Origin of the sequence: Haemophilus sp. SZY H8, assembly GCF_018829755.1 — a bacterium.
GTDB lineage: Bacteria > Pseudomonadota > Gammaproteobacteria > Enterobacterales > Pasteurellaceae > Haemophilus > Haemophilus haemolyticus_K.
The window spans coordinates 1-24984 of sequence record NZ_JAHKJY010000005.1 but is presented as its reverse complement, the minus strand read 5'-3'; the positions used below and the strand labels follow the sequence as shown (position 1 = coordinate 24984).

Annotated in this window: 13 protein-coding genes; 10 read left to right on the top strand and 3 right to left on the bottom strand. The window is 39.3% G+C overall.

The window, feature by feature from the left end:
• The first annotated feature begins 85 nt into the window (after nt 1–85).
• On the top strand, nt 86–4354 hold the full coding sequence (rpoC, locus tag KKW16_RS07950) for a DNA-directed RNA polymerase subunit beta' (protein WP_111407910.1): 4269 nt from the start codon (nt 86–88) through the stop codon (nt 4352–4354).
• Between the two features lie 198 nt (nt 4355–4552).
• On the opposite strand, the gene KKW16_RS07945 is transcribed toward rpoC, so the two are convergent.
• Nucleotides 4553–5875 (bottom strand): anaerobic C4-dicarboxylate transporter, encoded by a 1323-nt coding sequence (locus KKW16_RS07945; protein WP_065264918.1) that lies wholly within the window; start codon nt 5873–5875, stop codon nt 4553–4555.
• A gap of 249 nt (nt 5876–6124) precedes the next feature.
• Here KKW16_RS07945 and KKW16_RS07940 point away from each other — a divergent pair, with 249 nt between their 5' ends.
• Both KKW16_RS07940 and secB read left to right on the top strand, forming a co-directional pair.
• Nucleotides 6125–6571, top strand: a complete 447-nt coding sequence (locus tag KKW16_RS07940) for a rhodanese-like domain-containing protein (protein ID WP_215768171.1) — start codon at nt 6125–6127, stop codon at nt 6569–6571.
• 13 nt (nt 6572–6584) lie between these two features.
• Entirely contained in the window at nt 6585–7094 is a 510-nt protein-coding gene (secB, locus tag KKW16_RS07935) for a protein-export chaperone SecB (RefSeq protein WP_215768170.1), read from the top strand.
• Between the two features lie 68 nt (nt 7095–7162).
• Here the strand turns inward: secB and aphA are convergent, their stop codons facing one another.
• A complete protein-coding gene (gene aphA, locus KKW16_RS07930; RefSeq protein ID WP_215768169.1) occupies nt 7163–7870 on the bottom strand; it encodes an acid phosphatase AphA in 708 nt (235 codons plus the stop codon).
• A gap of 213 nt (nt 7871–8083) precedes the next feature.
• Between aphA and hslV the strand changes: the two genes are divergently transcribed.
• A complete protein-coding gene (gene hslV, locus KKW16_RS07925) occupies nt 8084–8605 on the top strand; it encodes an ATP-dependent protease subunit HslV (RefSeq protein ID WP_140578065.1) in 522 nt (173 codons plus the stop codon).
• 107 nt (nt 8606–8712) lie between these two features.
• Nucleotides 8713–10041 (top strand): ATP-dependent protease ATPase subunit HslU, encoded by a 1329-nt coding sequence (gene hslU, locus KKW16_RS07920; protein ID WP_065264913.1) that lies wholly within the window; start codon nt 8713–8715, stop codon nt 10039–10041.
• Nucleotides 10042–10107: 66 nt separating this feature from the next.
• Here the strand turns inward: hslU and KKW16_RS07915 are convergent, their stop codons facing one another.
• Nucleotides 10108–11160 carry an extracellular solute-binding protein gene (locus tag KKW16_RS07915; RefSeq protein ID WP_118777115.1) on the bottom strand — a complete coding sequence of 351 codons (1053 nt, stop codon included), beginning with the start codon at nt 11158–11160 and terminating at the stop codon, nt 10108–10110.
• Nucleotides 11161–11301: 141 nt separating this feature from the next.
• Here KKW16_RS07915 and KKW16_RS07910 point away from each other — a divergent pair, with 141 nt between their 5' ends.
• The 5 genes from KKW16_RS07910 to KKW16_RS07890 form a co-directional block, all read left to right on the top strand.
• Nucleotides 11302–12597: an NAD(P)/FAD-dependent oxidoreductase gene (locus tag KKW16_RS07910; RefSeq protein ID WP_215768168.1), complete on the top strand. Its 1296-nt coding sequence runs from the start codon at nt 11302–11304 to the stop codon at nt 12595–12597.
• Nucleotides 12598–12660: 63 nt separating this feature from the next.
• On the top strand, nt 12661–15012 hold the full coding sequence (lptD, locus tag KKW16_RS07905; RefSeq protein ID WP_215768167.1) for an LPS assembly protein LptD: 2352 nt from the start codon (nt 12661–12663) through the stop codon (nt 15010–15012).
• A gap of 167 nt (nt 15013–15179) precedes the next feature.
• A complete protein-coding gene (locus KKW16_RS07900; protein ID WP_048952906.1) occupies nt 15180–16697 on the top strand; it encodes a sodium-dependent transporter in 1518 nt (505 codons plus the stop codon).
• Between the two features lies 1 nt (nt 16698).
• Entirely contained in the window at nt 16699–16794 is a 96-nt protein-coding gene (locus KKW16_RS07895; protein WP_215768166.1) for a methionine/alanine import family NSS transporter small subunit, read from the top strand.
• 634 nt (nt 16795–17428) lie between these two features.
• Nucleotides 17429–24984: ESPR-type extended signal peptide-containing protein (locus tag KKW16_RS07890; RefSeq protein WP_215768165.1), on the top strand; the 7556-nt coding region annotated here is incomplete at its 3' end.

The window sequence follows — 24984 nt, the reverse complement described above, 5'->3', positions numbered from 1 at the left end:
CGAAAGAAAAATCGCCGAAGTGCGGTGGAAAACATTGAAATTTTTAACCGCACTTTAAACCTTTAACTCCGACAGGAGAACATTTGTGAAAGACTTAGTTAAGTTTTTAAAAGCACAGTCAAAAACCAGTGAAGATTTTGATGTGATTAAAATTGGGTTAGCTTCCCCAGATATGATCCGTTCTTGGTCATTTGGTGAAGTGAAGAAACCTGAAACCATTAACTACCGTACGTTCAAACCTGAACGTGATGGTCTTTTCTGTGCACGTATCTTCGGGCCTGTAAAAGATTATGAATGTTTATGTGGTAAATATAAACGTTTAAAACACCGTGGTGTGATTTGTGAAAAATGTGGTGTTGAAGTCACTCAAACTAAAGTTCGTCGTGAACGTATGGGGCACATTGAACTTGCATCGCCAGTTGCACATATTTGGTTCTTAAAATCATTGCCGTCTCGTATTGGTTTACTTTTAGATATGCCATTGCGCGATATTGAACGTGTACTTTACTTTGAAATGTACATCGTGACCGAGCCAGGTATGACGGATTTAGAGCGCGGTCAATTATTAACTGAAGAACAATACCTTGACGCTGAAGATCGTTGGCAAGATGAATTCGAAGCGAAAATGGGTGCTGAAGCGATTCAAGATCTCTTAAAAGGTATGGATCTTGAAGTTGAATGTGAAAAATTACGTGAAGAATTACAAGAAACTAACTCTGAAACTAAACGTAAAAAAATCACTAAACGCTTAAAATTATTAGAAGCATTTGTTCAATCTGGTAATAAACCAGAATGGATGGTAATGACTGTATTACCAGTTCTTCCACCAGATTTACGCCCATTAGTACCACTTGATGGTGGTCGTTTTGCGACTTCAGATCTGAACGATTTATACCGTCGTGTAATCAACCGTAACAACCGTTTAAAACGTTTATTAGATTTAATTGCGCCAGATATTATTGTGCGCAACGAAAAACGTATGTTACAAGAATCTGTTGATGCGTTATTAGATAATGGTCGCCGCGGTCGTGCAATTACGGGTTCTAACCGTCGTCCGTTAAAATCATTGGCAGATATGATCAAAGGTAAACAAGGTCGTTTCCGTCAAAACTTATTAGGTAAACGTGTTGACTACTCAGGTCGTTCTGTAATCACTGTTGGTCCGTACTTGCACTTACACCAATGTGGTTTGCCGAAGAAAATGGCATTGGAATTATTCCGTCCGTTTATCTACGCTAAATTGGAAAGCCGTGGTTATGCTACGACAATCAAAGCAGCTAAGAAAATGGTTGAGCGCGAAGATGCGATCGTTTGGGATATTCTTGCAGAAGTTATTCGTGAACACCCAATTCTATTGAACCGTGCGCCAACACTTCACCGTTTGGGTATCCAAGCCTTTGAACCGATCTTAATCGAAGGTAAAGCGATTCAATTACACCCACTTGTTTGTGCGGCGTTCAACGCGGACTTCGATGGTGACCAAATGGCGGTACACGTTCCATTAACGCTTGAAGCTCAATTAGAAGCTCGTGCGTTGATGATGTCAACCAACAATGTGCTTTCACCAGCAAACGGTGATCCTATTATCGTTCCATCACAAGACGTGGTATTAGGTCTTTACTATATGACCCGTGAAAAAGTGAACGGTAAAGGCGAAGGTATGTTATTGCAAGATCCTCGCGAAGCTGAAAAAGCATATCGTACTGGTGAAGCAGAATTACATTCTCGCGTGAAAGTACGTATTACTGAATATGTGAAGAATGAAGTTGGTGAATTTGATGCGAAAACCACGTTAACTGATACAACTATCGGCCGTGCGATTTTATGGATGATTGCACCACAAGGTATGCCTTATTCATTGTTCAACCAAACATTAGGTAAAAAAGCAATTTCTAAACTGATTAACGAAGCATATCGTCGTTTAGGTTTAAAAGAAGCGGTAATGTTTGCTGACCAAATTATGTATACCGGTTTTGCTTATGCGGCACGTTCTGGTTCATCAGTTGGTATTGATGATATGGAAATTCCAGCGAAGAAATATGAAATTATTTCTGCAGCGGAAGAAGAAGTGGCAGAGATCCAAGAACAATTCCAATCAGGTCTTGTGACTGCAGGCGAACGCTATAATAAAGTAATCGATATTTGGGCTGCTGCGAATGAGCGCGTAGCGAAAGCGATGATGGAAAACTTATCTCAAGAAGAAGTCATCAATCGCGAAGGTAATCCTGAAAAACAAGCATCCTTTAATAGTATCTTTATGATGGCTGATTCTGGTGCTCGTGGTTCTGCAGCGCAGATTCGTCAGTTAGCAGGTATGCGTGGTTTGATGGCTCGTCCAGATGGTTCGATCATTGAAACCCCAATTACAGCAAACTTCCGTGAAGGTTTGAACGTATTACAGTACTTTATTTCAACCCACGGTGCGCGTAAAGGTTTGGCGGATACAGCATTAAAAACTGCGAACTCAGGTTACTTAACTCGTCGTTTAGTTGACGTAGCACAAGACTTAGTGATCGTAGAAGATGACTGTGGTACGCACGAAGGTTTAGTCATGACCCCATTAATCGAAGGTGGTGATGAAAAAGTTCCACTTCGTGAATTAGTGTTAGGTCGTGTAGCTGCGGAAGATATTTTAAAACCTGGTACAGAAGAAGTATTAATTCCTCGTAACACGTTATTAGATGAAAAACTCTGTGATGTGTTGGATGCAAACTCTGTAGACAGCGTAAAAGTACGTTCTGTTGTAACTTGTGATACTGATTTTGGTGTATGTGCGAAATGTTATGGTCGTGATCTTGCTCGTGGTCATTTAATTAACCAAGGTGAAGCAGTGGGTGTTATTGCTGCTCAATCTATCGGTGAGCCAGGTACACAGTTAACCATGCGTACGTTCCATATCGGTGGTGCGGCATCTGCGGCAGCGAAAGAATCGAGTGTACAAGTTAAAAACACTGGTACATTACACTTAATGAATGCGAAATTCGTTACTAATGATGAAGGTAAATTAGTATTAACGTCTCGTAATACTGAATTAACTATTACCGATGCATTTGGTCGTACTAAAGAACACTATAAAGTGCCTTACGGTGCGGTGTTAAGCAAAGGTGACGGTCAAGATGTAACGGCGGGCGAAACTATCGCAAATTGGGATCCACATACAATGCCAGTTGTCTCTGAAGTATCTGGTTTTGTGAAGTTCGTTGATATTATTGATGGCTTAACTGTAACGCGTCAAACTGATGAATTAACAGGTTTATCATCAATCGTGGTTCAAGATGTGGGTGAACGTGCTACTGCGGGTAAAGATTTACGTCCAACCATTAAATTAGTTGATGCAAATGGTAACGATATTTTCTTACCTGAAACTGATGTTCTTGCACAGTACTTCTTACCGGGTAAAGCAATCGTAAGTTTAGACGATGGCGCAGCAGTAAAAGTGGGTGAACCATTAGCACGTATTCCGCAAGAATCTGTGGGTACGAAAGATATTACCGGTGGTCTACCGCGCGTTGCGGATTTATTTGAAGCACGCAAACCAAAAGAACCAGCTATCTTGGCTGAAATTTCTGGTATCGTGTCTTTCGGTAAAGAAACCAAAGGTAAACGCCGTTTATTAATTACTCCTTCAGAAGGCGAAACTTACGAAGAAATGATTCCAAAATGGCGTCAGCTCAACGTATTTGAAGGTGAAATGGTGCAACGTGGTGACGTAATTTCTGATGGTGCTGAAACACCACATGATATTTTACGTTTACGTGGCGTGCGTGCAGTAACTGAATACATCGTGAACGAAGTACAAGATGTTTACCGCTTACAAGGGGTAAAAATCAACGATAAACATATAGAAGTTATCGTTCGTCAAATGTTACGTAAAGCAGTAATTACCAAAGCTTACGACTCAGAATTCCTAGAAGGGGAACAAGTCGAAGTTGCTCGCGTGAAAATCATCAACCGTCAACGTGAAGCAGAAGGTAAACCACCGGTTGAGTTTGAACGCGAATTATTGGGTATCACTAAAGCGTCTCTTGCGACTGAATCCTTCATCTCTGCAGCGTCGTTCCAAGAAACTACTCGTGTTCTTACCGAAGCAGCAGTGGCAGGTAAACGTGATGAATTACGTGGCTTGAAAGAGAACGTAATTGTAGGTCGTTTAATCCCAGCGGGTACAGGTTTTGCGTATCATCAAAGCCGAGTTAAAAATCGTCAAAAAGCGGCTGATTTAGCAACATTAGCAGCGGAAGATGTAGCTTCTGCTTTCGCAAGTGATGCTGATATCGCTGATGAATTTGAAATGATCGCAGATGATGCTACACAAAATCTTGCTGCATTATTAAATTCAGAAATGGAAGATTAATTTTCCAAATGAGATGAAAAAAGCCCCGAAAGGGGCTTTTTTATTATAGCTACTCAAAGTTTGGTTATAAAAGTTATATGCTATTTGTATGACGGGAAATAGTTTAAGTGAATGATAAATAGAAAAATCCTCACTATATAATGAATAAATCTGATAAGCAAAATTCAATATATAGGAGGATTGTTATTGAATCACATCTTAAAGAAGAATGTGAGAAAGACCTAAACCGATTAATAAGCAGAAAAGCATGCTTAATAAACCAGGAATCATAAAGCTATGGTTTAAAATATATTTACCAATTTTGGTTGTGCCCGTAGTATCGAAGTCAATGGATGCAATGATTGGACCGTAATTAGGAATAAAGAAGTAACCATTTACTGCCACAAATACACCGATTAATACTGGCGCTGGGATACCTAATGCGATACCAAGTGGGAACAATGTCGCTACTGTTGCACCTTGGCTGTTTACTAATACTGAAAGTACAAATAGCGCGAAAGCAAATGCCCATGGCGCAGTTTCAACTAAGCCTTTCACCATTTCTTTCACTTCAGTCATGTGCGCTTGCATCAATGTATCGCCTAACCATGCAATACCGAAGATTGCAATTACTGCACGCATACCTGCGTGGAATACAGAACCTTTAGTGATTTCAGTGCCATCTGGTTTACAAGTTAAGATAATTAACGCACCAATCGCTAACATAATGATTTCGATAGTGTGTGCCATCCCCATTGGTTTACCATCAAATACTGGACGTAAAGATGGAACCGCACCCATGATTACAACAAGTAATGAACCAAATAAGAATAAAGAAACAGAAATTTTAGCTGTTTTGCTCACTTCTACTTCTTTGACTGAAGTGGTAGAAGCAAAAGTATCTGCATATTTTGGATCATTTAAACGACGTTGATATTCCGGATCATCTTTTAATTCTTTACCCATTTTGTTTACAAATAAACAAGCAATAAAAATACCTAAGATGGTTGAAGGAATAGTTACCATCAATACGTCGCCAAGATGGATGCCTTGAGGTTCAAGGTAAGCCACGACCGCTACAACAGCTGCCGCAATAGGGCTTGCTACGATAGCAAATTGTGATGCGATTACCGCCATTGACATTGGACGTTCTGGACGGATACCGTTTTGACGGCTCACTTCAGCGATAACTGGTAATACAGAATATGCTACATGGCCAGTACCCGCTAAGAAAGTGAATAACCAAGTTACTGCTGGAGCGATAAATGTAATGTGTTTAGGATTACGACGTAAGATTTTGGTTGCGATTTTGATCATGTAGTCTAAACCGCCAGCTGCTTGCATTGCTGCTGCCGCTGCCACTACAGCCATAATCATAAACATAACATCAATAGGTAAACCTGCTGGTTTTAGACCAAAGCCAAAAGAAAGAATAGCAAGGCCTAAACCACCAAATACACCTAAACCGATACCACCTACACGTGCACCCACAAAGATACACAATAATACGATGGCAAATTGTAGTAAGAACATTGCAGACATACTGCCCCCTAAGTTAATTAAAAAAACATCTTTGTTTTATTTGTTAAAACAGCGACTAATATAGCAACAAATAGGTATCGATTCCATAACATGGATCAATAAATTGTAGTCAAAAGTACAGTTATTTCTAGTTTAGTTGTAGAGGTATAATTCAAGGTGTTTAACGTTCATAAGAATTTTTTTGAAAGATAACCCAAGTGCGGTTATACTTGAGCCCTATTTTGACGTACTTGATTAGTAGAGAAAACAATGCAAGAATTTATCCCAATGGCAACAGAGTTTGCTCAAAAACATACTCTTTTAGCGGTTTCTTGGTTTGCGATTTTCGTGATGGTGATTTATACCTTCTATAAAGGCGCAACGAGTAAATTTAAAGTCATCACTCACAATGAGGTGATTCGTTTAATCAACGCGGATGAAGCCATGGTGGTGGATTTACGTAGCCTTGAAGAATTTCAACGTGGTCATATCATCGATAGTATTAATTTACTTCCAAGCGAAATTAAAAATCAAAACATCGGTAAAATTGAACAACACAAAGAAAAAGCAATTGTGTTAGTAGATATTAACGGTGTTTCCGCACCAGCTTCAGCTACACTTTTAGCGAAACAAGGTTTTAACCGTGTATTTGTGTTAAAAGAAGGCATTTCTGCATGGGCGGCGGCAAATTTACCTTTAGTTAAAAAACATAAATAATAAGGAATAGAAAATGTCAGAACAAAAACAAGACGTTGCAGCAACAGAAGAACAACAACCTGTTCTTCAAATTCAACGTATTTATGTGAAAGACGTGTCTTTTGAAGCACCAAATCTTCCACATATTTTCCAACAAGAATGGAAACCAAAACTTGGTTTTGATTTAAGCACAGAAACAACCCAAGTTGGTGATGACTTATATGAAGTGGTATTAAACATTTCTGTTGAAACTACACTTGAAGATAGTGGTGATGTCGCATTTATTTGTGAAGTAAAACAAGCGGGCGTATTCACTATTAGCGGTTTAGAAGATGTTCAAATGGCGCATTGTTTAACTTCTCAATGCCCGAATATGCTTTTCCCTTATGCGCGTGAATTAGTATCTAACCTAGTAAATCGTGGTACGTTCCCTGCATTGAATTTATCTCCAGTAAACTTTGATGCATTGTTTGTTGAATATATGAATCGTCAACAAGCAGAAAATGCAGAAGAAAAATCTGAAGAAGATCAAACTAAACACTAATTAAGTGGTAAAACAAAAGGCAAGCTAGGAATCCTAACTTGCCTTTTTTGTTGTTAAAGTGCGGTCAATTAATAGCTTGAATTGATTAACACTTCTTCACCGTAGCCACCTAAAGTCGGCATTGGTTGATAAGTTGAGTTTGCTGCACGCATTAAACGAATACCACGAATACCCGCTTCTTTAGCTGCTAATACATCATCATCGCTGTCGCCATAGTGAATGCTAACTTTATGCGCAATAATGCCCGGGGTTTTGTTGTATTTAGTTGTGCGTTCACGTCCGCCCATAAATTCAACAGGGTGCATATTTTTAATATCAAACGCTTTTTGTAATACAGGTGTTACACCATCCACGTTCCCTGCAGTACGACCTGTAATAAAATAAATTTGGTCTCCGCGTTCTTGGTGCATTTTGATCAAATCAACAGCGATTTGTTTTGGAATGGAATATTTATCACAACCTGCGTTAACTTCATTCCAGAAATCTTGGTTTTTCAAATAGTCTTGTTTACCTGGAGAATATTTTTGTTGACCATAATAGAAACAAGAGCTGGTGAAAAGTACGGTATCATCAATATCAAAGCTGACATTAATTGGGCCTTTACCTTCTAATTCTTTTTTAATTTGATCTACTGAAATCCAGTGAATTGGTTGCTCTTGCAACATTTCACGCGCATTTGTACCAGATTGTGTATAAGGTTCAGTTTTGCCAGCCATGGCGGGAATCGCAGCGGCAGTTAACAATGCCACTAAAGATAATTTCATTAAATTTTTCATAGAGAATCCTTCTAGGTTGGGTTTAAAATCTGCGTCATAATACGCTTTTTATTGCGTCAATCAATTAGAAGCAATCGTTTTCGATGTTAAAATATGATCATGATCACATTTTTTAATTTCTTTTGATGAATAAATATACAATATATTTTAACTTGAATTCTGATAATTCATCACCATATAACGAAAAACTTTTATTTAATAAAGGATAGAACAATGACAACGATTGTATGTGTTCGTAAAAATGGCAAAGTGGCAATTGGTGGAGATGGACAAGCAACACTTGGTAACTGCGTGGAAAAAGGAAGTGTACGTAAAGTGCGCCGTTTATATAAAGATAAAGTAGTGACCGGTTTTGCTGGTTCTACTGCTGATGCTTTTATTTTACGAGACTTATTTGAGAAAAAATTAGAATTGCATCAAGGACATTTAGTTAAATCTGCGGTGGAGTTGGCAAAAGAGTGGCGTACAGAGCGCTCATTACGCAAACTAGAGGCCATGATGATTGTAGCAAATGACAGCGATTTTTTACTTGTATCAGGTTCTGGTGATGTAATTGAGCCCGAGTTTGATGTGTTGGCTATCGGTTCTGGTGGTAACTACGCAAAAGCTGCTGCACTTGCCTTGCTTAGAACTAAAAATGATTTAACGGCAAAAGAAATCGTCGCGGAAGCGCTAAAAATAGCGGGTGATATCGATATTTACAGTAATCATAACCACGTTATTGAAGAAGTATAAACTTACTCATGTAGGTGTGAAAAGCGCATTTCATATACAAATATGAAATGGTGATCCATGTTAATAAAAGCATTTCTCCTACATTTTCATTATATAAAGGATAATTTATGTCAATGACCCCTCGTGAAATCGTTTCTGAATTAGATGCACATATTATTGGACAAAATGAGGCTAAACGTGCAGTGGCGATAGCATTGCGTAACCGCTGGCGCCGTATGCAGTTAACTGAAGAACTTCGTCAAGAAGTAACGCCTAAAAATATTTTAATGATTGGTCCAACAGGCGTAGGTAAAACAGAAATTGCACGTCGCCTAGCGAAACTTGCTAATGCACCATTTATCAAAGTAGAAGCGACCAAATTTACTGAAGTGGGGTATGTCGGTAAAGAAGTAGATTCTATTATCCGAGATCTTACGGATGTTTCCCTGAAGTTGGTTCGTCAACAAGCGGTAGAAAAAAATCGTATGCGTGCACAAGATGCTGCAGAAAATCGTATTTTAGATGTGTTACTTCCTCCAGCAAAAGATCAGTGGGGAAATGTGCAGGATTCTGACAATGCTAGTACGCGTCAAATCTTCCGTAAAAAACTACGTGAAGGGCAGTTAGATGATAAAGAAATTGAAATTGATGTATCTGCTGGAGTATCAATGGGGGTAGAAATTATGGCACCTCCAGGTATGGAGGAGATGACAAGTCAATTGCAGTCGCTTTTTCAAAATTTAGGTACCGAGAAGACTAAAAAACGCAAAATGAAGATTAAAGAGGCGTTGAAAGTTTTAATTGATGATGAGGCGGCAAAGCTCATCAATCCAGAAGAGCTTAAGCAACAAGCTATTGATGCGGTAGAACAAAACGGTATCGTCTTTATTGATGAAATTGATAAGATTTGTAAAAAAGGTGAGCACTCAGGTGGTGATGTTTCGCGTGAGGGCGTACAACGTGATTTATTACCGATTATCGAAGGTTCTAGTGTGAATACTAAACATGGTATGGTAAAAACGGATCATATTTTATTTATTTGTTCTGGTGCATTTCAAATAGCACGTCCATCTGATTTATTGCCAGAATTACAAGGTCGTTTGCCAATCCGAGTGGAATTGAAATCCCTGACGAAAGAAGATTTTGAGCGTATTTTAACTGAGCCAAATGCATCACTTACATTGCAATATCGTGAGTTAATAAAAACAGAAGGTGTGGAAGTTGAGTTTACTCAAGATGGTATTAGTAAGATTGCAGAATCAGCGTTTAGAGTGAATGAAAAAACGGAGAATATTGGTGCTCGTCGTTTACATACTGTATTAGAGCGTTTAATGGACGGGATTTCTTTTGACGCAAGTGAACGCGCGGGGGAGAAAATTGTGATAGATGAAAAATATGTTTCTGAAGCGTTAAATGACGTTGTTGAAAATGAAGATTTGAGTCGTTTTATTCTTTAAGTATTTTCTTTTCTGATACAAGAAGTGCGGTGAATTTTCACCGCACTTTTTTTTTAAATTAAGAAATTAATTGGTTTTTAATTTGCTCCAATATTTTTCATAAATATCGACAGCTTCACCAACATCACCTTGCATAATCCCTTTTTCTATTTCTGATGCTGGTGGAAATAGTTTAGGATCGTTGGCAACTTCTGGGCTGAGTAATGCTTTGACTCCTTCATTTGGCATAGAAAAGCCCATGCGTTCTACCACAACTTTGGCATTTTCTGGACGAAGTAAGAAGTCAATGAACTTATGCGCGCCTTCAACATTTTTTGCTGTAGTTGGAATCGCATAGTTATCCATCCAGAAAATAGCCCCTTCTTTTGGATACACAAATTGGAGAGATGGATTTTCTTTATGTGCTAAATAAGCAGAACCATTCCAAATCATACCAATTGCAGCTTCACCTTGTACGTAAGGGACTTCTGGCGAGTCAGAGTTAAAGGTCGCTATATTTGGTAAAAGTTTTTCTAAACGTTCATAAGCTGTTTTGATGTCTTCTTCATTAGTAGTATTTGGCGATTTACCATCAAGTAATAATGCTACGTGGAACACTTCACGCGCATCACTGGTCATGAGAACTTTGCCTTTAAATTCAGGTTTCCATAAATCTGCCCAGCTGGTGATGGTTTTAGGATCAATCTCATCAGCATTAACTTCAATACCTGTTAAGCCGTAAACATAAGGTAATGAATATTTATTTTCTGGGTCGAATTCTTTGTTTAATAAATGTTTAGGAATTTGATGAATATTGGTCAATTTACTTTGATCAATCGGTTGAAGCATCTTTTCCTTAATCATTTTATTTACGTAGTAACTTGATGGAAACACCAAATCATAGCCAGAGCCAGTATTCTGAGTAAGTTTGAGTTTCGCGTACATTTCTTCGTTGCTTTCAAAGGTAGAATAAATTACCTCGATGCCAGTTTCTTTAGAGAACTGTGCGACTAAATCAGAAGGTACATAGTCTGTCCAGTTATAGACGTAAAGTTTGTTATTGGCAAAAGCGGAAGCCGCGAAAAGTGCGGTGGTGGAAAGGAAAAGATTTTTGAGTGAGTGAGCAAAGAATTTTTTCAATTTATTGACCTCCGAGGGTTATCGTTCATCATAAAACGCACAAATTTTGCGCGCGCGCAGTATAGCATTTTTTTTGTAAAAGGTTTGACATATTTCCCTTTCGGGGTAAGATTTTGCCAATTTTTTCCTAAGAGATTTTTTATGCTTAATTTTGCCTATCAAGAACACGTTCGCTCTTATTATTTCGACTCTCGTAACCAAGATTTTCAATTCCCACCGCTCACTCAAATTGAACATGCTGATGTATGTGTGATCGGGGCTGGCTTTTTTGGTTTATCTGCGGCATTAGAACTGGCGGAGAAAGGAAAAAAAGTTATTGTATTAGAGGGCGCTCGAGTAGGATTTGGTGCTTCTGGCCGTAGTGGTGGGCAGGCAATTAATGGCTTTGAAGAAGGCATTGATGAATACGTTAAACAAGTTGGCGAAGATAAAGCGCATAAACTTTGGAATATGTCATTAGAGGCCATTGATATTATTGATGAACGTATTGAAAAATATGGCATTCAATGCGATTGGAAAAAAGGCTATGCCACATTGGCATTAAATGAACGCCGAATGAATGACTTAATTGAAATTGAAAAAGAAAGTCATGAGAATTTTGGCTATCAGAATATGCAACTTTGGGATAAAGCTAAATTAAAACAGCACTTAGGCAGTGATATTTATGTGGGCGGCTTATTTGATAGTAACTCAGGGCATTTGCATCCACTTAATTATTGCTTAGGTTTAGCGAAAGCTTGTGTCGATCTTGGCGTTCAGATTTTTGAACAATCTCCTGTAGTGGATATGGTTGAGAAAAATGGTTGCGTTGAGGTTAAAACAGCTAAAAGTGCGGTGATTTCTCAAGACGTTATTTTAGCCACCAATGCTTATATTGATGCGCTCCCGAAATCTATTCACCACGGAATTAATCGTAAAATATTACCTGTAGAAAGTTTTATTATCGCCACAGAGCCGTTAAGCCAAGCGGTTGCTGATTCTGTTATTAATAATGGCATGTCGGTGTGCGATAATAATTTATTATTAGACTATTATCGTTTAAGTGCTGACAATCGCTTGCTCTTTGGTAGTGATTCTAGCTCAGAAAAAGATATGGTCGCGATTATGCGGAAAAATATGTTGCGCGTATTTCCGCAACTTGAAAATGTAAAAATCGATTATGGCTGGGCCGGCCCGATTGATATGACGTTAAATTCAACGCCCCATTTTGGTCGCATTTCTCCGCACATTTATTTTGCCCATGGTTATTCTGGTCATGGTGTGGCTTTGACTGGTCTTGCGGGACGAATTGTAGCCGAGGCGATTTTAGGTGATGATGAACGCTTATCTATTTTTGAAAGTCTGAAAGTCCCTTCTGTTTATGGTGGTCGAATTATCAAAGATCTTGCAACAAAGATTGGTGTGCAGTATTACAAATTTTTAGATCGTTATCGTTAATAATATTCGGAAACACATTTTTCCCGTATAATCGTAGGCACTTTTTTACAGCAGAACGGCATTATGAATAAAAATCAAACCTTAGTTTCTCTTGCTATTTTCACCGCACTTTACAGTCAGCAAAGTATGGCGGATTTACGTGATCAATGTTTAATGGGGGTACCACACTTTACTGGCGAAGTGGTACAGGGGGACTTAAATACCTTACCCGTCTATATTGAGGCTGATGATGCAGAGATTAATCAGCCTACACAGGCCGTATATCAAGGTAACGTAGATGTTAGACAGGGAAACCGCCATTTAATGGCTGATTCTGTTGAAGTGAAACAATCGGGGAATCATCAAGCTCCACAGCGTTTTGCCTATATACGAGGTGGATTTGATTATAAAGATAATCAACTTAATATGCTGGGGAAAAATGCTGATTTTAATTTAGATAGCCATGACGGCCATGCCACAAATGCGGATTATGAATTGGTTGGGCGACAAGGAAGAGGCAAGGCAGAACATATCAATTTACAAAATGATTACCGTGTAATGAAAAATGCAACATTTACCTCTTGTTTACGAGGTGATAATGCCTGGGCGGTAGATGCATCAGAAATCCGTCAATATGTAAAAGAAGAATATGCTGAAATGTGGCATGCGCGTTTTAAAGTGCATGGCGTGCCTGTTTTTTATACCCCTTATTTGCAATTACCAATTGGTGATCGCCGTCGTTCGGGATTATTGATTCCAAGTGGCGGCTCATCTAGCCGTGATGGCTTCTGGTATATGCAACCGATTTATTGGAATATTGCACCGAATTACGATATGACGGTTACGCCTAAATACATGTCGCATCGTGGTTGGCAATTAAATGGTGAATTTCGCTATTTAACCTCTATAGGGGAAGGAAAAGTTGCAGGAGAATATCTAGGCCGTGATCGTTATGATGAATATATTAGTGATAAGCGTAAACGCCATTTATTCTATTGGAATCACAGTTCAAGCTTCTTAGAAAACTGGCGTTTTAATGTAAATTATACTCGAGTGAGTGATAAACGTTACTTTAATGACTTTGATTCACAATACGGTAGCAGCACAGATGGCTATGCAGATCAGTATGCGCGAATCGCTTACTATAAACCTAATTATAATTTCTCGCTTTCAGCGCGCCAGTTCCAAGTTTTTGATGAAAATCTATCTATTGGTCCTTATCGTGCGATGCCACAAATGGACTTTAATTATTACAAACATGATTTAGCTAATGGATGGTTAGATTTTAAATGGTATTCTCAAGCTGTACGTTTTGATAATGACAGTGATCTTATGCCAACGGCATGGCGTTTTCACATTGAACCAAGTTTAGCTTCATCAATGTCAAATGAATATGGTGGCTTGAAAGTAGAAACTAAACTTTATGGCACACGTTATGAACAGAAAAAGGGTTCTGGAGTGAATGCGGAAGAGGTTCAGAAAAACATAAATCGTGTCATTCCACAATTTAAGCTTGATTTACAAACTGTATTAGCTCGGGACACCACTTTCTTAAAAGATTACACTCAAACTTTTGAACCACACATTCAATATTTATATCGCCCTTATCGTGATCAAAGCAATATTGGTTCAAAACAACGTACGAGTGATTATTTAGGATTTGGTTATGATTCCGCATTGGTACAGCAAGATTATTATTCGCTTTTCCGTGATCGCCGTTACAGTGGATTAGATAGAATCTCCTCTGCGAATCAAATGACATTAGGTGGAACAACTCGCTTTTATGATAAAACGGGTGATGAACGCTTTAATTTATCAGCCGGTCAAATTTATTATTTAAATGATTCACGTATTGATGATAACCCCGTAAATAAAACGCCAACATCGTCATCAGCTTGGGCTTTAGAGTCTAACTGGAAAATGAGTGAGCATTGGCGTTGGCGTGGCAGTTATCAATATGATACGAATACGCACGCAACATCGTTAGCGAATACATCATTGGAATATAATCCTGCAAAGGATAATTTAATCCAATTAAATTATCGTTACGCTAGTCAAAATTATATTGATCAAAATTTAGGGCGATCAGCAAATGCTTATCGTCAAGATATTCAGCAGATAGGGCTTGTTACTGCATGGGAAGTTTCAGATAACTGGTCGGTTGTGGGCAAATATTATCATGATCTCGCACTTAAAAAACCTGTTGAACAATATCTTGGTATTCAATATAACACTTGTTGTTGGGCTGCCGGAATTGGTGCAAGACGCTATGTGACAAGCCGTCAACATCAAGATGAGGATTCTGTGCTTTATGATCATGGTATTGGTTTTACCTTAGAATTACGTGGTCTAGGTACAAATAATTACCAAAATGGCATTGATGATATGCTCGAAAAAGGTAAGTTACCTTACATCCGTGCATTTAGTCTTGAATAATCCATTCTAAAACCGATAGCGATTGCTGTCGGTTTTCTCATTTTTTTAAACGAAAGCACTTTCACCAAAAATTAGTATAAATTTCACCGCACTTTCATCTCTTTTATTGACTGATGTCAAGATTTCATTATATTGACAGCTTTCATTCTAACTTATAGGAACAATTTATGGCGCAATCTGCACCAAAGCGTGAAACCTTCTCTGGTCGTAACGCGTTTATTATGGCTGCCATTGGCTCAGCGGTGGGCCTTGGTAATATTTGGCGTTTCCCTTATACCACTTATGAAAATGGTGGGGGCGCTTTTATTATCCCTTATCTTATTGCATTATTAACTGCAGGGATTCCTCTTTTATTTTTAGATTATGCGATTGGGCACCGTCACCGTGGTGGGGCACCATTGTCTTATCGTCGTTTTAGTCCACATTTTGAAGTGTTTGGCTGGTGGCAAATGATGGTGAATGTCATCATTGGCTTATATTATGCCGTTGTGCTTGGCTGGGCTGCAAGTTACACCTATTTCTCAATTAATGGTGCTTGGGGAGATAAACCGATCGATTTTTTCATCGGTGAATTTCTGAAAATGGGCGACATCAAAAATGGGGTGAGTTTTGAGTTTGTGGGAATGGTCACCGGCCCATTAATTGCGATGTGGATTATTGCCCTTGGTGTACTTTCACTTGGTGTACAAAAAGGCATTGCAAAAGTTTCATCGGTATTAATGCCGGTGTTAGTCATTATGTTTATGGCTTTGGTTATTTATTCCTTATTTTTACCTGGTGCGGAAAAAGGCTTAGATGCTTTATTTACACCAGATTGGTCAAAACTATCGAATCCAAGTGTATGGATTGCCGCATATGGACAAATATTCTTTTCTCTCTCAATTTGTTTTGGAATTATGGTGACATATGCTTCTTATCTTAAAAAAGAATCAGATTTAACCGGAAGTGGATTAGTAGTAGGTTTTGCAAATAGTAGTTTTGAAGTGTTAGCAGGCGTAGGTGTTTTTGCTGCATTAGGCTTTATTGCAACGGCACAAGGCCAAGAAGTAAGTGAGGTAGCGAAAGGCGGAATTGGTTTAGCATTTTTTGCATTTCCAACCATTATTAACAAAGCACCATTTGGTGAAGTATTAGGTGTCTTGTTTTTTGGTTCATTGACGTTTGCAGCATTGACTTCTTTCATTTCTGTTATTGAAGTGATCATCTCTGCTATTCAAGATAAGCTGCGTGTTCGCCGTGTGAAAGTAACCTTTATCGTGGGTGTGCCAATGATGCTGGTTTCAGTGCTCTTATTTGGTACGACAACAGGATTGCCAATGTTGGATGTCTTTGACAAATTCGTGAACTATTTTGGTATTGTTGCTGTTGCATTTGTATCATTAATTGCAATTGTGGCAAATGAAAAATTAGGGTTATTGGGCGATCATTTAAATGAAACCTCTTCTTTCAAAGTGGGCTTTTTCTGGCGTTTATGTATTGTGCTGACCACAGGTATTTTAGCATTTATGTTATTTAGTGAGGGGGCCAAAGTCTTCTCTGAAGGATATGAAGGATACCCAAGCTGGTTTGTCAATATTTTTGGCTGGGGAATGGCTATCAGTTTATTAATTGTGGCGTTTATGCTTTCTCGCTTAAAATGGAAAAATGATACCCAATTAATCCTTGATGAAAAAAAAGGAGAGTAAAATGAGTTTGAGTGCAATTATTATGATGATTGTGGCTTTTGGCGTTATTTGGGGTGGCTTTATCTACGCCTTGATGCGCTTACCTAAAGAAAAATAAGGATAGTATTAACCGCACTTTAATTGTGCGGTTATTTTTTAGTTCGCTTGATAATTTAATAACATCAGTTTAACTCATATCATATTATTGGGAGGGGGCATAAAATCCATTCATGCCGTAGGAGGTTATCTAAAAAAGCGAATCTTTACATTAATTTATAGATTTCTTATTCTCATTTCCATTAATGTCATGTAGAATATCTATCCGATCCAATCTTTAACTTGTCTCTACCTAGTTTAGATTATTAATGGGCAAGTTAACTTATTGGAGTGAAGTCATTAATTTTTTAGTTATATTTATCTTTGACAGATAAGTTCCTTTCTTTTTAAGAATAATAAAAATGTCTCATCCTAATAATGTAACATGGAATGTTGCCTATCATTTATTAACCACATATATTGCATTTAGCATATCAAAGAAAATACATTCATTTCACTTATTAACAATCTTAACGAGCTCTAGGTTTAGGTTTTAATCTTTTTAAGATGGAATTTCAGAGTGGAAATTTAAACATTCTGTTATTTCTTATTTCCCTTAACAATATAAAGGTATTTATACGCTTTTCCCGAGCCTTTATTTTTTCACTTATCTCACGCCCGAGAGCGTGCATTTAAATTAATATAGGATTATCAATATGAATCATATCTATAAAGTTATTTGGAATACGATCACACAAACATGGGTTGCAGTTTCCGAACTTAGCCGAGCAAAAGGCAAAACAAAATCAAGTAAAACATTAAGTGCGGTAGTTTTATCGGCAGTTTCTGGAATCCTTATTGCTGGTCAGGCTCAATCTGCTAATACAGTAGGGACCGCTAAAGATAATAGTTCTATTGTATTTGGTATTCAAAGCAATGCTTCTCACGATGCAGTCGCCGTTGGCGGAGAATCAAATGCAAGAGCTTATGAGGATGTAGCAATTGGTTATAAGGCAACTTCAGGAGCTGAGTTAAAAATTGAAAACGGCAAAGAGGTCACCCATTCGTCAAATCAATCTAGCGTCGCAGTAGGTACATACGCCCAAGCTACTCATGTTGCAACAACTGCAATTGGTGCACATGCACAAGCAATCAACAATTTTGCAACTGCCGTAGGTGCTGGAGCAATTGCTGATCACGAAAACGCATCTGCATTTGGTGAAGGAGCTAAAGCACAGGGGACGTATTCAACAGCTTTAGGGAAAGGAGCTATCGCAACAAAAGATTATGCTGTAGCATTAGGTAAAGAAGCATCCTCAACAAATACTTATTCAACATCTATAGGTACAAAAGCGAACGCTACAGGTCAATCTTCATTAGCTATAGGTGGAGCTGCAATAGACTCTCTACCAATCAAAACCAATAAGGAAGGTAAGCAGTATTCTGAATTAGAAGATGGTGTTGGCGCAAAAGCTACGGGGCAAGATTCTGCTGCAATTGGAGCCAGCGCCAACGCTACAGCAAAGGCAGCGCTTGCTGTAGGTAAAATGGCAAATGCGTCTGCTAACTCTACTATTGCTGTTGGCGATCAAGCCCAAGCTTCTGGGGAAAAAGCAACCTCTATTGGTGCTGGCGCTATTGCAAAAAATGAGGGTACTATTGCGATAGGTAATGGAGCTAAAGTGGGTGCAACAAATGGAAATGTTGCGGCAAATAATGGCATCGCTATTGGTACAGAATCCGAGTCAAAAAATGAACAAGCTATTGCCGTTGGTAAAAAAGCAATTGCAGCAGGTAATAACTCTATTGCTTTGGGGAATGCTACTACGACAACTGGAGGTGAGGGGGTTGCCATTGGTAATACAGCAAGTGCATCTCACCACTCTGTAGCCTTCGGCTCCCAAGCTAAAGCTACGGCAGAAGGCGGATACTCCTCTGCATTTGGTAATGAATCAGAAGCTAATAAAGCGGACTCGTCAGCCCTAGGTAATACGGCAAAAGCCTTAGCAAAAAATGCAACATCGGTGGGGGCACACAGTAAAGTAACAGAAACAGCTGAAAACGGTTCTGCATTAGGTCGAAGTGCAAATGTTAGTGCAACAAATGGTACCGCACTAGGAAGCTCATCAAAGGTGGAAGCTGAAAACGGCACTGCTGTAGGTACTAGCGCAACTGTAAGCACAGCAGGCGGCGTAGCATTAGGTCAAGGTTCAAAATCTACTCGAGCTGCATTAGATGGTAAAAACATCACAATTACCTCACAAGGCAACATCGTATCATCAAATCATATTACTGATAAGGATAACAGCCCGGTGAGTGATGTTTATGCCCCAGTTAAATTAATCAATGACTCATCAATCTTAGAAAGAGTAAAAAATACTATTAAAGGTACTGCTGGTGCAGTCTCCCTAGGTAACGACAGCACTACTCGCCAACTCACCAATCTGGCACCAGGTAGTGCAGATTCTGATGCTGTCAACGTGGCGCAGTTAAAGGCTGTTGTGGGTGGTATCGTAAAATATAATGTAACCTCTCCAGATAAATCTATCACTATCGACTCAAAAGATGAAACCACAGATGGAGTTCGTAAAACAACCTTCAATGTAACCATGAACACAACTGCAGTCAAAGATGCAGCTGCATGGAAAATCAAGGCAAATAAAGAGACTGATAATCAAGCCACTAGCGTAAAAGGCGGGGATATAGTTACATTTAAAGCCAAGGATGGTGGCAATAGTGGCGACACAATCAAAATAACTCGCAATGGGAAAGAATTAACCTTTGAAGCAAATTTTGCAACTATCCGCACACCGGGCACAGGCATGGTTAATGTTGACGATACAGTTAAAGACAACTGGCTTGCCAAAGCAAAAAATGTTGCTGAAGCCATCAATGCAAGCGGTTGGATTTTACAAGCAAACGGCAATAAAGTTGGTTTAATAAACCCTGGAAATAAAGTAAATATTGCTACAGATGCTAATAGTGGTATTACCATCACCCCGACAAATGAAAATGCCGATGGCGTATCTACTATCAAATTAAAAGCTAACGTAACAGGTCTTACCGCAGGGAACAATGTCACTATTTCAAGCAAAGATGGCAACTATACCATTAACGCAATAGACACCAACACGCAAGCAAGTGTATCGCCAAAAAGTGGTAGCCCTATTACGGTAACAAAAACAACCACCACTCCAAATTCTCCTGATTATGCAGTCGGATTGAATATTGATGATAAAACACTTGAAATCAAAGGTGGAAAATTAGCAGCTAGAACCCAAGCTCAAGCAATCGAATCTGTTGAGAAAAAAGATGTAGAGGACAATATTGCTGAAGTTGATGTTAAATCTGGAAGCACTAAAGGTGTCGCAAATGCCGTCTACACAGTGGCTGTAACAAAAAGTGCGGTAAAAGATGCTGCCGCATGGAATATTAAAGAAGGATCAGAAACGACTTCTACAGCTGTAAAAGGTGGCGATACCCTTACCCTAAGCGATACAAACACAATTGATGTTGTACACAATGGCAAAGATTTCACATTTAATGCCAAAACTGCAACTATACAAACAGAACAAAAACAAGCTATTACTAAAATTGATGTATCAAATGCAGGCATAACTACTAAAACAACTGGAGGTAACAATACCCCAACGGGACGTTTTGTTGTACCAACAGGAAATGATGCTGATAAACATGCCTTAGCTACTGCTTATGATGTGGCAGATAAAGTCAATCAAACAGGTTGGAATTTATACTCTAATGGACTGTCTCCGACTTTAATCAATCCCGGTGATTACGTCAACTTTAAGTCAGGTAAGGCTACTAAAGCAAATATTGTGACCGAAGCAAGTGAAGGGGCAACGATTAGCTATGATGTAAACGTAGATAACACCACAATAAAAATTGACTCTGATGGTAATAAGCTTGCTGCAAATACTGGGGACGTAGATTCGGTAACAAGCACAGAAGGTAATAGCAAAAAAGGACAAGTTGTAATTCATAAAAACCCACTAGAGCCGTCAAAAACTGATTCAGGTAAACTTGCTACTGTTGATACTGTAGTAAAAGCGGTTAATAACGCCAAATGGTTTACCATAGCAAAAGACTCAGATGACAAGGTTACAGGTGAAACTAAAACCAATGAATCTGAAGGTACTGCAATGGCAGCAGGTGAAACACTAGGTTTAAATGCAGGCAAAAACCTACGTTTAAAACGCGAAGCCAACACAAACAACTTTACTTTTGCTTTGGATAGCAATTTGAAAGACCTTGATAGCGTTCACACAAAAGAAATTAAGTTGGGTGAGAGCAATAACCCTATCAGCATTAAAAATGATGGCGACCGCATCACCTATACGACGAAAGGTGGAGATAACTCCGACGTAACGCACAAGGTAGCAAATCTAGAAGATGAGAAACACATCAAGCCAACAACAGATGGCAACGAATATACTGTTGATGCAAGCGGCAACATTACCATGACCTATGCGGACGGCAACAATAAAGATGTAACAAATACGAAAGCAGTAATCAAAGGTGTTGCTAAAAACGATTTATCCAATATTACTAATGATGGTAAAAAGGCTATTACTACTTTAGGCTCGGTAGTAAAAGCAGGTGACAATGTGTTAGTTGACGAGGATACTGATGCAGTAACAGGTAAAAAAACTTACACCGTGAACGCCGTAACACCTGTGGTTTATACCGATAAGAAAGGCAATCGTGTTTATAAATTTAAGAAAGATGGCGTAGAAAAATTCTATACCAAACCAAATGGCGAGGGTGAAGAAGTCACCAATAAGGATGAGATAATTGCATCATTCTACGACGCCAATAATAGCACCACTGCAGGAGCTATGATTGTGAACAATATTGGTTCGGCAATCAAAAATGCGACTGTTCCAGCGGGTAAGGATGCAAATAACTTCTTAAATAAATTAGAGGTTGCTGCATCAGATACAGGTACACAAAATGCTGCGGTAAATGTTTCTGACTTACACAATACGGCTGACGCATTGCGTAGTAATGAAATCCATATTGCCCCAACGACTGATAAGACCGAGGGTAAAGAGGCAACCCATTACAAATACAATGCTACAACGAAACAAGTTGAAATGACGTATGAAGATGGCAAAGGCAATAAAGTGGCGAACAAAAAAGCTGTGATTGATTTAAGCTCACTGGCTGATTCTGTTCATAATTACGGCTTCAAAGCGAATGCAACAGGTCATCTAGAGACGGGTTCCACCGCTGCTGAAACAGAGGTTGAAAACGGCAAAACCGTCAACTTTGATGCAGGTAAAAACTTAACAGTGACACAAACAGTTGATGGAACATCGAAAAATCACACTTATAGTTTTGCATTAAGTAATAACATAGACCTAACTAACGCAGGCTCTATAACAATGGGTAACACCAAAGTTGACAATGGCGGCATTACCATTAATGCGACCACCCCAGTAGCTGGTGAAACCCGAAAACCAGATGTCACCCTAACCAACACAGGTTTAAGCAATGGTGACAACCACATCACGAATGTGAAGGGTAATCTTCCTGATACGTACAATACAACTGAGGGTGATAAAACCATCACTAAAAAACAGGATGCACCGACATCTATAACCAAAACCAATGCAGCTACTGTGGGTGATGTGCTAAATGCAGGCTGGAACCTTCAAGGTAATGGTAGCGACATTGACTTTGTTAAACCTTATGACACTGTCAACTTTGCAAACGGCACAGGTACAACTGCAACTGTCACCAACATGGATGGCAAAACCACTACCGTGAAATATGATGTAGCTGTTGGCAAAGGCTTAGAAGTGGATGGCGACAATAAAGTTACCGTTAAAACCGATGGTGACACCATTACCGTTGGGGAGGATGGCAAACTCAAAGCAAGCCTTTCAACTGAAAAAGTGAAAGCCGCTACAGGCGACGACAACATTGCAACCGTTACACCAAAAGAAGGTGAAGCAAACACCGAGTTTGGTAAAAAAGGTGCAACCTATGAAGTCGCTGTTACAAAAAGTGCGGTGAAACAAGTTGCCAAAACAGCAGTGAAAGTCGCGGCGGGTGATAATGTGATTGTATCTTCAGCTGACAATCAAGCTGGCGATGAAACCACTTACACTGTAGAAGCGGTAACGCCTGTGGTTTATACTGACAAGCAAGGCAATCGTGTTTACAAAGTGAAAGATGGCAATGGCTATAAATTCACTAAAAATGCAGATGGCACAGGGGCGGTTGTAAACAAATCAGACGTGATTGCATCATTCTACGATGGTAACAGCAGCGCCACTGCAGGCACCATGATTGTGAATAATATTGGTTCAGCAATCAAAAACGTGACTGTTCCAGCGGATAAAGATGCAAATAACTTCTTAAATAAATTAGAGGTTGCCACATCATCTACTGGCACACCAAATGCTGCAGTGAATGTTTCTGACTTACACAATACGGCTGAAGCCTTACGCAGTAATGAAATCCACATTGCTCCAACAAAAGATGCTGAAGGTCAAAACTCGGCAACTCATTACACATACAACGCTGCAACGAAACAAGTTGAAATGACGTATGAAGATGGCAAAGGCAATAAAGTGGCGAACAAAAAAGCCGTGATTGATTTAAGTTCACTGGCTGATTCTGTTCATAATTACGGATTCAAGGCGAATGCAACAGGTAATCTAGAGGCGAGTTCAACCGCTGCTGAAACAGAGGTTGAAAACGGCAAAACTGTCAACTTTGATGCAGGCAAAAACTTAACAGTGAAACAAACAGTTGATGCAACATCAAAAAATCACACTTATAGTTTTGCATTAAACAATGATGTAGACCTAACTAACGCAGGCTCTATAACGGTAGGTGGCACCAAAGTTGACAATGGCGGCATTACCATTAATGCAGCCACTCCAGCAACTGGTGAAACCAAAAAACCAGATGTTACCCTAACCAACACAGGTTTAAGCAATGGTGACAACCACATCACGAATGTGAAGGGCAATCTTCCTGATACGTACAATACAACTGAGGGTGATAAAACCATCACTAAAAAACAGGATGCGCCGACATCTATAACCAAAACCAATGCAGCTACTGTGGGTGATGTGCTAAATGCAGGCTGGAACCTTCAAGGTAATGGTAGCGACATTGACTTTGTTAAACCTTATGACACTGTCAACTTTGCAAACGGCACAGGTACAACTGCAACTGTCACCAACATGGATGGCAAAACCACTACCGTGAAATATGATGTAGCTGTTGGCAAAGGCTTAGAAGTGGATGGCGACAATAAAGTTACCGTTAAAACCGATGGTGACACCATTACCGTTGGGGAGGATGGCAAACTCAAAGCAAGCCTTTCAACTGAAAAAGTGAAAGCCGCTACAGGCGACGACAACATTGCAACCGTTACACCAAAAGAAGGTGAAGCAAACACCGAGTTTGGTAAAAAAGGTGCAACCTATGAAGTCGCTGTTACAAAAAGTGCGGTGAAACAAGTTGCCAAAACAGCAGTGAAAGTCGCGGCGGGTGATAATGTGATTGTATCTTCAGCTGACAATCAAGCTGGCGATGAAACCACTTACACTGTAGAAGCGGTAACGCCTGTGGTTTATACTGACAAGCAAGGCAATCGTGTTTACAAAGTGAAAGATGGCAATGGCTATAAATTCACTAAAAATGCAGATGGCACAGGGGCGGTTGTAAACAAATCAGACGTGATTGCATCATTCTACGATGGTAACAGCAGCGCCACTGCAGGCACCATGATTGTGAATAATATTGGTTCAGCAATCAAAAACGTGACTGTTCCAGCGGATAAAGATGCAAATAACTTCTTAAATAAATTAGAGGTTGCCACATCATCTACTGGCACACCAAATGCTGCAGTGAATGTTTCTGACTTACACAATACGGCTGAAGCCTTACGCAGTAATGAAATCCACATTGCTCCAACAAAAGATGCTGAAGGTCAAAACTCGGCAACTCATTACACATACAACGCTGCAACGAAACAAGTTGAAATGACGTATGAAGATGGCAAAGGCAATAAAGTGGCGAACAAAAAAGCCGTGATTGATTTAAGTTCACTGGCTGATTCTGTTCATAATTACGGATTCAAGGCGAATGCAACAGGTAATCTAGAGGCGAGTTCAACCGCTGCTGAAACAGAGGTTGAAAACGGCAAAACTGTCAACTTTGATGCAGGCAAAAACTTAACAGTGAAACAAACAGTTGATGCAACATCAAAAAATCACACTTATAGTTTTGC

Bases quoted from the DNA above. Each gene is read 5' to 3' on its own strand.
- KKW16_RS07945 (WP_065264918.1), bottom strand. From the start codon at position 5,875: ATGTCTGCAATGTTCTTACTACAATTTGCCATCGTATTATTGTGTATC.
- hslU (WP_065264913.1), top strand. From the start codon at position 8,713: ATGTCAATGACCCCTCGTGAAATCGTTTCTGAATTAGATGCACATATT.
- hslV (WP_140578065.1), top strand. From the start codon at position 8,084: ATGACAACGATTGTATGTGTTCGTAAAAATGGCAAAGTGGCAATTGGT.
- KKW16_RS07940 (WP_215768171.1), top strand. From the start codon at position 6,125: ATGCAAGAATTTATCCCAATGGCAACAGAGTTTGCTCAAAAACATACT.
- KKW16_RS07895 (WP_215768166.1), top strand. From the start codon at position 16,699: ATGAGTTTGAGTGCAATTATTATGATGATTGTGGCTTTTGGCGTTATT.
- KKW16_RS07910 (WP_215768168.1), top strand. From the start codon at position 11,302: ATGCTTAATTTTGCCTATCAAGAACACGTTCGCTCTTATTATTTCGAC.
- aphA (WP_215768169.1), bottom strand. From the start codon at position 7,870: ATGAAAAATTTAATGAAATTATCTTTAGTGGCATTGTTAACTGCCGCT.
- KKW16_RS07900 (WP_048952906.1), top strand. From the start codon at position 15,180: ATGGCGCAATCTGCACCAAAGCGTGAAACCTTCTCTGGTCGTAACGCG.
- secB (WP_215768170.1), top strand. From the start codon at position 6,585: ATGTCAGAACAAAAACAAGACGTTGCAGCAACAGAAGAACAACAACCT.
- lptD (WP_215768167.1), top strand. From the start codon at position 12,661: ATGAATAAAAATCAAACCTTAGTTTCTCTTGCTATTTTCACCGCACTT.